Origin of the sequence: Pseudomonas sp. Leaf48, assembly GCF_001421885.1 — a bacterium.
In the GTDB taxonomy this organism is placed as follows: domain Bacteria; phylum Pseudomonadota; class Gammaproteobacteria; order Pseudomonadales; family Pseudomonadaceae; genus Aquipseudomonas.
In genome coordinates, this window is record NZ_LMLH01000023.1 from 93,952 (window position 1) to 108,392 (window position 14,441).

Annotated in this window: 11 protein-coding genes and 1 tRNA gene; 8 read left to right on the top strand and 4 right to left on the bottom strand. The window is 60.8% G+C overall.

Annotation, left to right across the window (positions count from 1 at the left end; all coding sequences use genetic code 11):
* Positions 1-38: 38 nt before the first annotated feature.
* From selA to ASE98_RS14720, 3 genes are all read left to right on the top strand, one after another.
* Positions 39-1,469: an L-seryl-tRNA(Sec) selenium transferase gene (gene selA, locus ASE98_RS14710; protein WP_060542063.1), complete on the top strand. Its 1,431-nt coding sequence runs from the start codon at positions 39-41 to the stop codon at positions 1,467-1,469.
* Complete coding sequence (gene selB, locus ASE98_RS14715; RefSeq protein WP_060542064.1) at positions 1,466-3,373, top strand: selenocysteine-specific translation elongation factor; 1,908 nt, start codon at positions 1,466-1,468, stop codon at positions 3,371-3,373. The genes selA and selB overlap by 4 nt, the downstream gene beginning before the upstream one ends.
* A gap of 19 nt (positions 3,374-3,392) precedes the next feature.
* Positions 3,393-3,488: transfer RNA gene (locus ASE98_RS14720), tRNA-Sec, on the top strand.
* Between the two features lie 971 nt (positions 3,489-4,459).
* Here the strand turns inward: ASE98_RS14720 and aac(6') are convergent.
* The gene (aac(6'), locus tag ASE98_RS14725) at positions 4,460-4,912 is read right to left on the bottom strand and encodes an aminoglycoside 6'-N-acetyltransferase (RefSeq protein WP_060542065.1); all 453 of its coding nucleotides are present in this window, start codon (positions 4,910-4,912) and stop codon (positions 4,460-4,462) included.
* 378 nt (positions 4,913-5,290) lie between these two features.
* Here aac(6') and ASE98_RS14730 point away from each other — a divergent pair, with 378 nt between their 5' ends.
* Positions 5,291-6,901 (top strand): mechanosensitive ion channel family protein, encoded by a 1,611-nt coding sequence (locus ASE98_RS14730; protein WP_060542066.1) that lies wholly within the window; start codon positions 5,291-5,293, stop codon positions 6,899-6,901.
* 466 nt (positions 6,902-7,367) lie between these two features.
* Positions 7,368-8,576 (top strand): MFS transporter, encoded by a 1,209-nt coding sequence (locus tag ASE98_RS14735; RefSeq protein ID WP_060542067.1) that lies wholly within the window; start codon positions 7,368-7,370, stop codon positions 8,574-8,576.
* 177 nt (positions 8,577-8,753) lie between these two features.
* On the opposite strand, the gene ASE98_RS14740 is transcribed toward ASE98_RS14735, so the two are convergent.
* The gene (locus tag ASE98_RS14740) at positions 8,754-10,091 is read right to left on the bottom strand and encodes an MFS transporter (RefSeq protein ID WP_060542068.1); all 1,338 of its coding nucleotides are present in this window, start codon (positions 10,089-10,091) and stop codon (positions 8,754-8,756) included.
* 334 nt (positions 10,092-10,425) lie between these two features.
* Here ASE98_RS14740 and ASE98_RS14745 point away from each other — a divergent pair, with 334 nt between their 5' ends.
* The 3 genes from ASE98_RS14745 to ASE98_RS14755 are packed head-to-tail and all read left to right on the top strand — an operon-like array spanning position 10,426 to position 12,328.
* Positions 10,426-11,076: a hypothetical protein gene (locus ASE98_RS14745; RefSeq protein ID WP_060542069.1), complete on the top strand. Its 651-nt coding sequence runs from the start codon at positions 10,426-10,428 to the stop codon at positions 11,074-11,076.
* Positions 11,076-11,507 carry a phage holin family protein gene (locus tag ASE98_RS14750; protein ID WP_060542070.1) on the top strand — a complete coding sequence of 144 codons (432 nt, stop codon included), beginning with the start codon at positions 11,076-11,078 and terminating at the stop codon, positions 11,505-11,507. The genes ASE98_RS14745 and ASE98_RS14750 overlap by 1 nt, the downstream gene beginning before the upstream one ends.
* A complete protein-coding gene (locus tag ASE98_RS14755; RefSeq protein ID WP_060542071.1) occupies positions 11,504-12,328 on the top strand; it encodes a DUF3618 domain-containing protein in 825 nt (274 codons plus the stop codon). The genes ASE98_RS14750 and ASE98_RS14755 overlap by 4 nt, the downstream gene beginning before the upstream one ends.
* Positions 12,329-12,401: 73 nt before the next feature.
* Here ASE98_RS14755 and ASE98_RS14760 read toward each other — a convergent pair whose 3' ends face one another.
* Together ASE98_RS14760 and ASE98_RS14765 are read right to left on the bottom strand one after the other, a co-directional pair.
* Complete coding sequence (locus ASE98_RS14760) at positions 12,402-13,598, bottom strand: GAF domain-containing sensor histidine kinase (protein WP_060542072.1); 1,197 nt, start codon at positions 13,596-13,598, stop codon at positions 12,402-12,404.
* Between the two features lie 85 nt (positions 13,599-13,683).
* Positions 13,684-14,409 (bottom strand): Crp/Fnr family transcriptional regulator, encoded by a 726-nt coding sequence (locus ASE98_RS14765; RefSeq protein ID WP_060542073.1) that lies wholly within the window; start codon positions 14,407-14,409, stop codon positions 13,684-13,686.
* Positions 14,410-14,441 lie beyond the last annotated feature (32 nt).

A 14,441-nucleotide genomic window follows, 5' to 3' on the forward strand; every position in this document is an offset into this window, starting at 1 on the left:
ACTCTGGCGCGACGGTTATTGGTTTTCAGGAGCACCCGATGTCCGCACGCGGTAGCAGCCAACCCCTGCGTCTGCCTTCCATCGACAGCCTGCTGCGTCACCCGGCATGCCAGCCGCTGGCCGGGCGCTATGGGCGCGATGCCTTGCTGGCCACCTTGCGCCAACTGCTCGATGAACTGCGCGAAGGGGTGCAGCAAGGGTTGCTCGAAGCGGTTGAGATCAGCCCTGAAGTGCTGGCGGGCAGGGCTGGCGAACGTTTACAGGCACAACATCGCAGCCATGTGCGTCGGGTATTCAATCTCACTGGCACGGTGCTGCACACCAACCTCGGGCGGGCATTGTTGCCGCAGGAGGCCATAGATGCGGTGCAGATTGCCGCGCGCTATCCGCTCAATCTGGAGTTCGACCTGCACACTGGCAAGCGCGGCGATCGCGACGACTTGATCGAAGGGCTGATCCGCGAGCTCACCGGTGCCGAAGCGGTGACCGTGGTCAACAACAACGCCGCCGCAGTGCTGCTGGCCCTCAACAGCCTGGGCGCGCGCAAGGAAGGCATCATTTCCCGGGGCGAGCTGATCGAAATCGGCGGCGCCTTCCGCATTCCCGACATCATGGCCCGGGCCGGAGTGAAGCTGCATGAAGTTGGCACCACCAACCGCACCCATGCCCGCGATTACGAAGCGGCCATCGGCCCGCGCAGCGGCTTGATCATGCGTGTGCACGCAAGCAACTACAGCATCCAGGGTTTCACCACCAGCGTGCCGACTGCGCAACTCGCAACGCTGGCCCATCAACATGGCCTGCCGCTACTCGAGGACCTCGGCAGCGGCAGTCTGCTGGATCTGACCCGCTGGGGCCTGCCCGCCGAACCGACCGTGCGCCAGGCGCTGCTCGATGGCGCGGACATCGTCACCTTCAGTGGCGACAAACTTCTTGGCGGCCCCCAGGCCGGGTTGATCGTCGGGCGCAAGGACCTGATCGCCAGAATCAAGAAGAACCCGCTGAAACGCGCGTTACGGGTCGACAAGCTGACCCTCGCAGCCCTCGAAGCCGTACTGGGCTTGTACCGCAACCCGGATCGACTGGCCGAACGCTTGCCCAGCCTGCGCTTGCTGACCCGGCCCCAGGCCGACATCCTTGCCCAGGCCGAGCGCTTGCAACCTTCACTGGCGCAAGCATTAGGCGACACCTGGGCTGTGAGCGCGCAGAAGGCGCAGGGCATGATCGGCAGCGGCAGCCAACCGGTGGCGCGGCTTCCCAGTGCGGCGCTGTGCCTTCGTCCGCTGGTATCGAAACGCCTGCGCGGACGCAGCCTGCTCAATCTTGAGGCGGCCTTTCGCGGCTTGCCGGTACCGGTGCTCGGGCGCCTTGACGACGACGCCCTGTGGCTGGATCTTCGGCAACTGGACGATGAACCGGCGTGGCTGGCGCAGCTCGATCAGTTGCAGGTGGAGGGCCGGGCAGGGTGATTGTTGGCACCGCAGGACACATCGACCACGGCAAGACTGCACTGCTCCAGGCCCTGACCGGCCAGGCCGGTGACCGCCGCCGGGAAGAGCGTGAGCGCGGCATGACCATCGACCTCGGTTACCTTTACGCCGCGCTGGAGCCGGGCGCCGCCCTGACCGGTTTCATCGACGTGCCCGGCCATGAGCGCTTCACCCATAACATGCTCGCTGGCGCCCAAGGCATTGATCTGGTACTGCTGGTGGTGGCGGCCGATGACGGCGTGATGCCGCAGACCCGCGAGCATCTGGCGATCGTCGAGCTGCTGGGCATTCCCCGGGCGCTGGTGGCGATCAGCAAGTGTGACCGGGTTGACGCGGCCAGGGTCGCTGAGGTTCGCGAGCAGATCCAGGCGCTGCTGGCTCCCGGGCCTTATGCCGATGCGCCAATAACGGCGTTATCGAGTGTGACGGGCGAAGGTGTCGAGCCCCTGCGTGAACTGTTGCTACAGGCGCAGCGCAATGTGCGGCAACGCAGTACCGAGGGCGGCTTTCGACTGGCGATCGACCGCACATTCAGCGTCGCCGGCGCCGGGATCGTGGTCACTGGCACGGCATTGTCCGGGCGGGTCGCAGTGGGTGATACCTTGCTGCTGGGCCCCCAGGGCAAACCCGTGCGCATTCGCGGTTTGCATGCGCAGAACCAGCCTGCGGATGGTGCGTTTGCCGGTCAGCGCGTGGCCTTGAACCTGAGCGCCGAACGCTTGGCACTGGAGCAGATTCATCGGGGCCATTGGTTGCTGGCTGATACGTTGTACGCGCCGACTTTTCGCCTGGATATCGACATGCAATTGCTGCCCGCCGAGGCGCGGGCGTTCGAACACTTCCAGCCGGTGCATGTGCATGTGGGTACCCAGGACGTGACCGGGCGCGTGGCGTTGCTGCAGGGGGCCAGCCTGGCACCGGGCGGGCGGATGTTCGCGCAGTTGCTGCTCAATACACCGGTTCAGGCGGTCAAAGGCGATCGGTTGATCCTGCGTGATCAGAGCGCCCAGCGCACCCTTGGTGGTGGTCGCGTGCTCGATCCCTTTGCCCCGACCCGACAACGCCGCAGCCCCGAGCGCCTGGCGCAGTTGCAGGCGCTGGTCCGCAGTTCTCGGCTGGAGGACGTGCTGCCGGCGTTGCTGGCCCACAGCGACAGCGGGCTCGATCCGCGTCTTCTGGAGCGTCAGTTCAACCGGCCACGCAGCACCTGGGTTTTACCCGATGACGTACGCCTGATCGATACCCGCCAGGGCCCCTTGCTGTTCAGCACCCCTCGCTGGGAAGCCTTGAAAACGCCACTGCTGGAACACCTCGCACGCTTCCATGAACTGGAGCCGGACCAGATGGGCCCGGATCGGGATCGCCTGCGCCGCTTTAGCGCCAGTGCCCTGGAGCGACCGACATTCCTCAGTTTGCTCGACGAGATGATGGCCAGCGGCGCCATTGCCAGCAACGGGCCATGGCTGCATCTGCCCGGGCATCAGGTGCGCTTGAGCGAAGCGGACGAAGCCCTTTGGCAAAAGCTTCAACCCTTGTTCGAAACTGCCGGGTTTGATCCGCCATGGGTGCGCAACCTGGGGCATGACGAGGCGACCGTGCGCACACTGCTGCGCAAAATGGCGCGCCTGGGACTGGTCCATCAAGTGGTCCGTGATCTGTTCTACCCCGACAGCATGATCCGCCGATTGGCGGCTATGCTTGTGCAACTGGCGGACGCTGACCCGGTGATCCAGGTGGCGGCGTTTCGTGACGCGGTGGGTCTGGGGCGCAAGCGCAGCATCCAGATTCTTGAATACTTCGACCGCATCGGCCTGACCAGGCGCATGGGCGACCGACGCCAGATCCGCCGGGACAACGCACTGGCCCTGGGCACAGGAGACTGATTCAAGGGCAAGATTTCAAGGAAGGCAATCGCGCCCGGTGGCGCGGCCGGGCTTCAAACCCGGTTGGGGACGGCATCCGTTCCCGGGCAGGTTCGACTCCGGCTGCCTTCCGCCATTTTCCGCAAAAACCCGGTACACCAAAGACCCTGTAGGAGCGAGCCTGCTCGCGATGAGGCCGGCCCATCCAACATCACTGGCGCCTGACACGCCGCCATCGCTGGCAGGCCAGCTCCCACAGAGGAATGTGGCCGTACGCAGATTTTGTGTCCCCTGCAGACTCACTGTAGGAGCGAGCCTGCTCGCGATGAGGCCGGCCCATCCAACATCACCGGCGCCTGACACGCCGCCATCGCTGGCAGGCCAGCTCCCACAGAGGAATGTGGCCGTACGCAGATTTTGTGTCCCTGCAGAATCACTGTAGGAGCGAGCCTGCTCGCGATGAGGCCGGCCCATCCAACATCACCGGCGCCTGACACGCCGCCATCGCTGGCAGGCCAGCTCCCACAGGGGAATGTGGCCGTACGCAGATTTTGTGCCCGCTGCAGAGTCACTGTAGGAGCGAGCCTGCTCGCGATGAGGCCGGCCCATCCAACATCACCGGCGCCTGACACGCCGCCATCGCTGGCAAGCCAGCTCCCACAAGGGAATGTGGCCGTACGCAGATTTTGCGTCCGCTGCACACTCACTGTAGGAGCGAGCCTGCTCGCGATGAGGCCGGCTCATCCAACATCACTGGCGCCTGACACGCCGCCATCGCTGGCAGGCCAGCTCCCACAGGGGAATGTGGCCGTACGCAGATTTTGTGTCCGCTGCAGACTCACTGTAGGAGCGAGCCTGCTCGCGAAGGTCGTGAACGATTACGCGTGTTAACCGGGTTGCAGGTCATCATGCTGGCGGACCTGGCCGTCAACCGGATAACGTCGCCCCGCTGGAATAAACATTGAACCAGGTGGTGAGGGAGCCAGCTTCCTCGCCACAGCAGGTGAGCTCAATAGATTCCTGGAGATCAAGCGCCTCTACTTGCTCCCCCGTCGTCTTTGTTCGGCGAACGTACCTTGGTTTACACCGACGTGGACTTGCGCACTACTACGCCTTGTTGGCCCCTAAAGACTTCAAGAAATAAACCACCCGTTCGGTCTCTGTGAAACCCAGAGCCTCATGCATGGCGTGGCTTCCCTGGTTATTGAGCAGTGCGTCCGAAGCCAACTCGGTGCATCCCATTTCTTCGGCCCACTGCTGGATACCCGCAACGAGTTGTCGCGCGATGCCTTGGCCCCGACTGGCGGGCTGGACGTACAGTCCTTCGAGAAAGGCCACAGGCGATGAATGGGTACCGTTGACATAGTCCGCTCGGAGCGAAGCCTCGGCAAACCCTGAAGCATTGCCCTGTTCATCAACGAAGATCAGTACCAGATAGCGCTCTGGCGCGCTCAGTATGGTGTTTTTGACATGGTCATTGTCCGAAGCGGAATCCGGCCACAGAGCAACACGCAGGGGCAGCCAACCATCATGGTCGAGCAAAGTGCAGCGCTTTATCATTTAGGGAGAACCGAAGGAATAATTGATGAATATCATAGGTCATCCTCGATCAGGCTTGAACGGTCAGCTCGCTCTTCCCAAGTGCGCCTGACGCGCCGCCATCGCCGGCAGGCCAGCTCCCACAGGACTTGTGTCATGCGCGGATGCCGAATTCCCCATCCAAACCTGGAGCTGGCTTGCCAGTGATGAGGCCCTCACATCCACCATCTTTGGCGGCTGACACGCCGCTATCGCTGGCAAGCCAGCTCCTGCAGGGGATTGGAGTCGAGCGCGGAATCAGCGGGTAGGCGCTTCGGCAAATCTGACATCCATTCATCGCTGAACTAGGCTGCGTTAGAAACCCTTGTCCTGAATCTTTGTGATGAAAGGAACCAAGCCATGCGCAGCAGGCTGCTCGCGGTATTGTTTACTGTCTTCGGGCTGTTCTGGTCAGTGTTGCTCTGGGCCGAGGATGCACCGCAGGTGGTTGACGCTCCCGCTGAATTGAAAGTGGCCAACCGCAGCATCATGGTGTTTCGCGCGACCATGCTGGGCGAAACACCGGTTTCTCGGGTCAAGCGGGCGAAGACGGTGATTATTGAAGCGCTGGATGAGGCGCAGGACCTTAACGTCACCCTAGACCCGGTGCTCAACAGCTACATGGTGCTGCTGGGCAGCAGGCGCGCGTTTATCGTGACGCCAAAGGATTTCGACCCCACTGAATTCGACTCGGCGCAGCAGGCCGCCGAAGCCGCGGCCGCAAAACTCAGCCAGGTGGTGGCGGAAGTCCATGAGTCTCGCAGCCTGCGCTTGATAATCTGGTCAGTGGGGGCTGTCTTGCTCGCCACGGCTATCTACCTGGGCCTGCTCCTTGGCATGGTGTTTGTGCGCCGCAAACTACTGGCCAAACTACCCGGGCTGATGCGTCGACATACCCAGGCGCTGAAGGTCGGGCAAGTACCGCTGATTGACGCCAATTACCTGTATCCAGTGGTCAGCCGCCTGCTGGAGTTGCTGCGCTGGGCCCTGGTATTGCTGCTCACCTACGAGTGGCTGGGTTTTGTCCTGTCGCGGTTTCCCTACACCCGGCCATGGGGCGAAAGCCTCAATAACTATCTGCTGAATGTCGCCGACTATCTACTGGAAGGGATCCTCGGGGCCATCCCCGGGATTGGCGTGGCCCTGGCGATCTTTTTCATCGCCCGCGGTGTAAGCGCCTTCTCTCACAGGGTTCTGCGGCGCATGTCCGGCCCCGGCACTGTCAGTTGGCTGAACCATGAAACCCTGCAACCAACCCAACGCCTGACGTCCCTGGCGATCTGGCTGTTTGCCCTGGCCATGGCCTATCCCTACTTGCCGGGTGCCGGCACCGATGCCTTCAAGGGCCTGTCGGTGCTGATCGGTCTGATGATTTCCCTGGGGGCGTCCAGTGTGGTGGGCCAGGCGGCCGCCGGATTGATCCTGACCTACACCCGTACCCTGCGGCCGGGCGAGTTCGTGCGTATTGGCGATCACGAAGGCACCGTCACAGAACTGGGCATGTTCACCACCAGCATCCGCACAGGTCTGGGCGAGGTTCTGACATTGCCCAACTCAATGATCACCAGTGCAGTCACCAAGAACTATTCGCGGGTCGTTCAGGGCCCCGGTTATGTGGTCGATACGGTGGTGACCATCGGCTACGACACGCCGTGGCGGCAGGTCGAAGGGATGTTGCTGGAAGCGGCCCGGCGCACTCCCGGCATTCTGGAGAAACCACCGGCGCAGGTATTCCAGACGGCATTGTCGGACTTTTATCCCGAATACCGCCTGGTGGCCCAGGCCATTCCGAGCGAGCCCCGGCCGCGCGCGGTGTTGCTGAGCATGCTGCACGCCAATATCCAGGATGTGTTCAATGAGTACGGCGTGCAGATCATGTCGCCGCACTATCTGGGCGACCCGCAGGCAGAGAAGTGGGTGCCGAGGGACAAGTGGTTTACCGCGCCTGCGCAGGAGCCGAAGGACATCTGACTGCCGGCAGAGTGCCCGGTGTCAATCGTCCAGTGAAAACTGACGCGTTGGCTTTTGATCTTGTCATTGATCCCGTCCACCGCTGTCGAGTGATCAGGACCACGCGCAATCTGCGGGGCGATAGATATTTAATTGAATAAAATGCTTATTGCGTCAGGCGATTTTTATCGCTGAACGCAAGATTACATATAAACAGTATTCACTGTTTTGATGGCTGCGACAGGGTCTTTGCAATCAATCGCGTATGATTTTTTTGCGTGAACTCTGAACACATTGCTCGCATTGTCAGCTCTTTCCGATAGCCAAGTAGGATGCTTCCTTTTTCGCTGATTCTCTGCTGGCGGCTCGTAGTAACTGGCAAGAAGTATGGTGGAATAAAGTGTTGGCGCCTTGACTTCCCTGCCCATAGTTCAAACCGCCTGTAGCGGGGTATTTCTCCGCGTCAAATCATAAAAGTGGAGAAATCATGGCTAATCCCTATCGCGAGCTTCTGACAACCCCCGGGGTAATGGGGTTAGTCATCGCGAGTTCCATTGCCCGTCTACCGCACGCCATGATCGGCATCGGCATCATTACCATGTTGGTGCAGCATACCGGGTTGTATTGGCTGGCCGGTGCTGTCGCAGGTACTTTTACCCTGGCCAATGCCTTGATCGGCCCACGAGTGTCGAAACTCGTTGATCAGCGCGGTCAGAGTCGAGTCCTGCCCCTGGTGACGGCCTTCAGCGTTGGCATGTTGCTGGCGCTGATACTGGCTGTGTATCTGAGTGCTCCGGTCGTACTGCTTTTTATTCTTGCGGCATTGGCGGGCATGATGCCCAGCATGCCCGCCATGATAAGGGCGCGCTGGACACAGCTTTTCCGTGGCAAGCCGCAACTACACACGGCCTTCTCGCTGGACACGGTACTGACTGAACTCGCCTTTATTATCGGCCCACCCATCGCCATTGGCTTGAGTACGAGTTTCTTCGCCGAAGCCGGCCCCCTTGCCGCGGTGGTGCTGCTGATTATCGGCGTCACGGCTTTTCTGCTGCAGCGTCAGACCGAGCCGAAGGTCGTCGTATCCAGCAGCAAAAGCACAGGTTCGACCTTGTTTATCCCTGGTGTTCGCACCATCGTGGTGGCGCTTCTGGTGATGGGGGTGATCGGCGGATCAATCGATGTGGCTGTGGTTGCTTTCGCCAACGAACAAGGTTGGCCCGCGTCTGCCAGTTTCATCCTCGCGGCCTATGCCCTCGGCTCATTGATCACTGGCCTGACATTCGGCATGTTGAGGCTCACCCTGTCGATTGAAAAGCAGTTCCTTGCAGGAGTGTTGGTAACAGCGGTAACGGGCGTGCTGCCGATTTTCTCTGCGGATGTCTACATCCTTGCCGGGATGCTTTTTGTAGCAGGCAGTTCGTTCGCACCCACTATGGTCATTGTCATGAATCTTGGTTCGATCATCGTTCCATCGTCCAGGATCACCGAAGGGCTGACCTGGATGACGACAGGTATAAGCACCGGCGTAGCGCTCGGTGGGGTACTTGCGGGCCTGGTCATCGACGTCTACGGCGCGCGGGCAGGGTTCGGTGTTGGTATTGTCGCGGGGGTTGTATTGGTTGTGGTCGTGCTGCTCGGTATGCGAATACTTCGCGCCGCGCCGGCGATGTACCCCGAGGCGACCGTTCAGTAATTGGCACTGCCCCAGTGACAGGACCCAATCAGAAAACAGTTCACCTCCAGAGCCTGTCAGGGTAAGCGCTGCTTTGAACATGGATCGAGCCCGGATTCACCCGGGCTGATCGCTGCTATCTGATGAGGGGTTGGTGGCAAAGGGGCAGGGTCAGTGCCGTCCCCTTTTTTGCGCCTTTCAGGCCGTGGCGCTGACGCCTGCTCCGTTGTTCCGGGGCGCAATGTCATGCAGGGAAATCCGCGAAGTCTCGGGTAGCGCCAAGCCACCCGCCAGCGCCAGCAATGCCACCGCGATCAGATAGAACGCCGGTGACAGGTTGCTGCCGGTGGTGCTGATCAGCCACGTCGCCACCAGCGGGGCGGTACCGCCGAAGAGGGTGTAGGCCATGTTGTAGGTAATTGCCGAGGCGGTGTATCGGGTTCGGGTCGGGAAGGTTTCCGAAAGCAAGGCCGCAGTGACCACGCCACATAACACCGCGCCAATCGCCAGGAGCATGACGCCGACGATGGACGCGGCGAACGAGCCGGAACTGGCCATCAGGAACGATGGATACACCACCACGATCAGAAGGACGCAAGCGGTCACCACTGTCATTCGCCGACCGACCCGGTCCGAATACAACCCGGCGAGGGGGCAGATCGCCGCGGCGAACAGCAACGCAATCAGTGACACCAGCAACGCCGTTGCACGAGTGAGGCCACCGGCGACTTGCAGGTAGGTCGCAAAGTAGGTGGTGAACATATAGAACGACAGGGCCGTCAATGACACGAAGGCGCCCAGGCAGCAGATCGCCGCGCCATGGTTGCGCAGGGTTTCCTTGAGCGGGGAGTGCGCGACCGCATGGTCCTGGGTTACCGCCTGGAATGCCGGGGTCTCATCGAGTTTCCAGCGCAGGTAGAGTCCAACCAGGCCCAGCGGCGCGGCAACCAGGAACGGCAGGCGCCAGCCCCAGCTGCCCATCGCTTCGGCCGACAATGACGCCTCGAGTGCGTAGGCCACCACCGCTGCTGCGGCAAACGCGGAAAATGTCGACACAGGGATGAAGCTGCCGTACCAGGCGCGTTTATCACTTGGTGCATGTTCCATGAGGTAGGCACAGGCACCGGCGTATTCCCCGCCTGCGGAAAAGCCCTGGGCACAACGGATCAGCGATAGCAGCACCGGCGCCATGACCCCGATCGCGGCGTAGGTGGGCAGAAGACCGATCAAGGTCGTCGCCGCGGCCATCAGCAGAATCGTGATGGCCAGGGTGCGCTTGCGGCCGATCCGGTCGCCCAGCATGCCGAAGAAAATCCCGCCAAGGGGCCGAAACGCAAAGGCCACGGCAAACACCGCGAAGGTCTTGAGCAAGGCGGCGCTGGCATCGCCGCTGGGGAAAAATTGCTGGGCGATGGTTGTGGCTAGAAAACCATAGACGGCGAAGTCGAACCACTCGACAAAATTGCCGATGCCGGCAGCCACAATCACTTTCCTCAGCGTTTTTACACTGACTTGTTCGGTAGCTGCATTCGTCATGGTGGACCCCGGCATTCCGTTAGTAAGCTTTGGATTATCCGGTCACAAGCCCAGGCGGTTTACCTCAAAAGTGTCATCGGCATAGTCAGGACCGACTTGCGGCTGTTGAATCTGGTGTCCAGCGTCCTCTGTCAATGACTTAAAAGATCGCCGCCTCCCGCAGGGAGTCGCCTAAACGTGTCGGAGCTGCTGAAGGCTGCGATCTTTAAACGTGCACTCATCATTCCATTGGAACTCCCCATAACGCCGCTCCGTCATCTGCATTGAGGGGGGCTGCGGCTGTTTCGTGGCGATCCCTGATAACGCTTTTTTCATTCAGAAGGCGAGGGGCGACATGAACACTACAGACAGCGGCACCGATAGCCAGCCAGATAAACCTGATTCAGGAGGGCCAGAGCAAGGCTTTGAACACTTGAAGGAAAACGTCACAGAGGCATTGGGCGGCGCCCGGCAGCAGGCGGATGCGCAGTTCGGCCAATATCGCGATACCGCCGCCGACCAGATCGAGGCGCTGGCCCAAGGGGCGAAGTCTTTCGTTTCGGAACTGGAGGACAAGGACGCCCTTGGCATGTCCGACTACCTCGCGGACATGGCCGAATCCATGAGCGGGCTGGCCGGCAATCTGCGAGGCAAAAGTGCCGAACAGTTGCTCCATGACGGCGCCGACCTGGCCCGCAACAACCCTGCGTTGTTCATTGCCGGCAGCATTGCCCTGGGCTTTGGCCTGTCGCGCTTTCTCAAGGCCGGTGCCGCCCCCGCGGCGACATTTGCCGATTCCAGGGATCCGGCCGCAGACCATTCAATGCCTGCGTCAGGTGGTTTTGGAGCGCAGCGGCCCTACGAATCGCCCCTACCATCACACGCGGGTCAAGGCCCTGGCCTGGCCACTGGCATTACGCCGGCCGCGCCCAACGAGCAAGACCACACTTCGGACTTTGCTACTCGCCCGACCCCTGGTTCGACAAACTTCAATGGAGCACTGTGATGAACAGAGAAGATCCGGATTTCCCTGGCGCAAGACCGATGCCCGTACCTGATCCTGACGTTTCGGTCGTCGGCCTGCTACGGCAGTTGGCCCGCGAAGTGCCCGCGCTGTTCACCAAGGAACTGGCGCTGGCCAAAGCCGAGCTACAGACCAGCCTGACAACGCTCAAGGCAGGCATTGCCGGGGTCGCGAGCGGTGCGATTGTGCTGCTGGCAGGCTTCATCATCCTGTTGATGTCCGCCGTCTATGGGCTGAGCATCGTGATGGCGCCGTGGCTGGCTGCGCTGATTGTTGGCGTCGTGGTGATGATCGTCGGGTTCGCCATGCTCCAGGCTGGAAAAAAACAGTTCGAGCCGTCCCATTTAAAGCCTGACCGGACGCTGGACGCCTTGAACAAAGACCAGGAAGCGCTGCGCAGGAGAGTCTCATGAACAGTGAATTCGAATACGAGTCGCAGAAAAGTCCAGAGGCCATCGAGCGCGATATCGATGCGCAGCGGGAAAGCATCGGCAACATTGTCGACGCACTGGAAAGCAAGTTCACCCCGGGCCAGGCCTTCGATCAGGCGTTGTCTTTCATGCAGAACAACGGGACGACTTTCCTGAGCAACCTGGGCACCAGCGTGCGCAATAATCCCGTTCCAGCCGTGCTCACATCGGTTGGTTTGCTGTGGCTGATGATGAGCCAGAACCGTGCGCCGACGCCGCGCCTGACTTACCCCGTGACGCCGGATAAGAACAAGGCCGGAGAGTGGGCCGATGGCTTGGCGGAGGGTATCGACAGTGCGCGAGACCATTTGCACCAGACTGCCGACACGCTCAAGGAGGGTTATCAGAGCGTGAAAGACAAGGCGGCGAACCTGGGAGACAACCTCGGCGCGGCCAGCGACAACATCAGCCACGCCATGCACGACGCCAGCGACCGTTTGGTGCACAGCACGCAGGTAGTGGGTGATCAGTTGGGCCGTTTGCTCAAGGAACAACCGCTGATGGTCGCCGCTGCGGGTATTGCACTGGGCGCCATGCTCGGCGCGGCATTACCGTCGACGGCGACGGAGCAACGTTACATGGGCAAGACCAGCGCCGGCTTGGCCGACAAGGTCAAACAGCAGGCACGGGAGGGGTTTGAGGCGGTGCGCGATACCGTCACCAAAACGACGGATCACCCGGATGCACAGAACAAGCCGCAACAGGCTCAAGCCGAAACCAGCAGTGGTCCCGCCGATCTGTCCAGAGGATTGGGTACTTCGTAAGGGGTAGCAGGATTAGCGGGAAGTCTGAACCGGCTTCCCGCTATTTTTGCCGCTGAGCGTACAGGGCAGACACTCATCTGATCCATTTGAACGCAGCCGGGAATCTTGCGACGAAACAAGTTCCTGTCTCCCGCGTCGAGGAGACATTCAAGCTGCCGTTGTGCGCCGTGGCAATCTGCGAAGCGATATAAAGCCCCAATCCCAGACCTTCACCGCGCTGACCCGCTTCGGAGCGGGTAAAGGGTTCGAACAGCAGCGGCATCAGCTGTGCTGGAATCGGAGCGCCCTGATTGGTCACCGATACGACGATTTCATCACCTTCGGCATAGGCCCGCACGTTGATGGGCGCGGTCGGTGAGCCATGGGTGACCGCATTGCCCAGGAGATTGGAAAGCAACTGGCTCAAACGCAACGAGTCGCAATAGATGCCGGGCGGTATGTCCAGAGAGTGGATCAGGGTCGCCTGGGGGTGTGAAGCCTGTATTTCATCCAGGGTCAGTTTCAGCGTGCGCCCCAGATCATCGGTCAACTGGCGCCTGACCGGGATCCCGCCCCCCATTCTTCCCCGGGCAAAATCCAGCACGTTTTCTATCAAGACACCCATTCGCGTCGAGCTATTGCGGATCGCAGCGATCAGGTTCAGTGATCGCACCTCGGTAGTTTTCGTTTCCAGCAGGTCGGCGCTCAGCCGAATCGCGCTCAAGGGCGTGCGCAGGTCATGCCCCAATACGGCGATGAACTGCTCACGCAGCCGTCCATGTTCAGTGGCATCGACCAGCGCGGCTTTGGTTGTCTCCAGACGGCTTTGCGTATCAAGACTCATGGCGATCAGTTGGGCGAAAAGTGTCAGTGTCTTGGCAATGGCAGGCTCGTCGAGATTGGCCGGTACCGAATCGATGGCACACAAGGTCCCGAAAAAATCGCCATTGGCCCTGATGATAGGGATGGAGATATAGCTCTCCAAACCGTAGGTTCTCGGGGTGTGATGCAGCGAAAAAACCGGGTGTGCACTGGCGTGACCGAAGATGACCGGTTTTCTGTGCTGGCGGATTTCATGGCAGATGGTCGATTCGAGGACCAGTTCGCCGCCAGGCTTCAAACCGAAATCGATTGAATCATCGACGGCGCAGGCGACCCAGCTTCTGTCGGTAACCCTGGCGACAGCGGCAAAACGCATCCCGGTCAGATGCTTGACCATGCTCAAGATGACGGGCACGGCATCAATGCTGCGGATGGCGTGGACGTCAGGGGAAAAGTCTGGGCCGGTCATGGTCTGAATGTTCGATAGGGAGGTCGGCCAGAGCCTATCTTTAAACTCGGTACTTGGCCAATGGTGCGGCCGGACACCAGCATCATCATTCGTCCTGCCGCCGGGTGTAATGCAACAAACGATCGGTTTCGGTCTTGACCACCAGGTAGCACTCGCAGCTGAGCCGCTCCAGGCGCACTCTGTCCAGTACGGTGATCTGCCCGCGGCTGTACTCGATGACGCCTTGGCGCTGCAGTTTGCCAGCCGCTTCGGTAACGCCTTCGCGACGCACGCCGAGCATGTTGGCAATCAGCTCCTGGGTCATGTTCAGGCGATTGCCGGGCAGACGATCCAGGGACAACAGCAGCCATCGGCACAATTGCTGGTCGATCGAGTGATGGCGATTGCACAGGGCGGTCTGGGACATCTGCGTGATCAGCGCCTGGGTGTAGCGCAGCATCAGCAGGAGCAGATCGCCATGGCGGTTGAACTCTTTCTTGAGTTTTTGCCCGGGCAGGCGAAATGCGCTGCCGGCACTTTGCACCACCGCCCGGCTGGAGGTGCTTTCGCCGCCCATGAACAGGGCGATGCCGATCAAGCCCTCGTTGCCGACCACGGCGATTTCCGCTGACGAGCCGTTTTCCGTGACGTGCAGCAGTGAAACGATAGCGTCGGTCGGGAAGTAAACATGGCGCAAGGTATCCCCCGGTTCATACAGCACATCGCCCAGCACCAGGCTGACTTGCTCCAGGTGCGGCATCAGGCGCTTGAGGTCGAAGGCCGGGAGCGCCGCAAGCAGATGATTGTGGTTTGGCTGGGGTGAGGCATACATGGCAAAGCACCGTGGCGGTAGGGGACGTACCG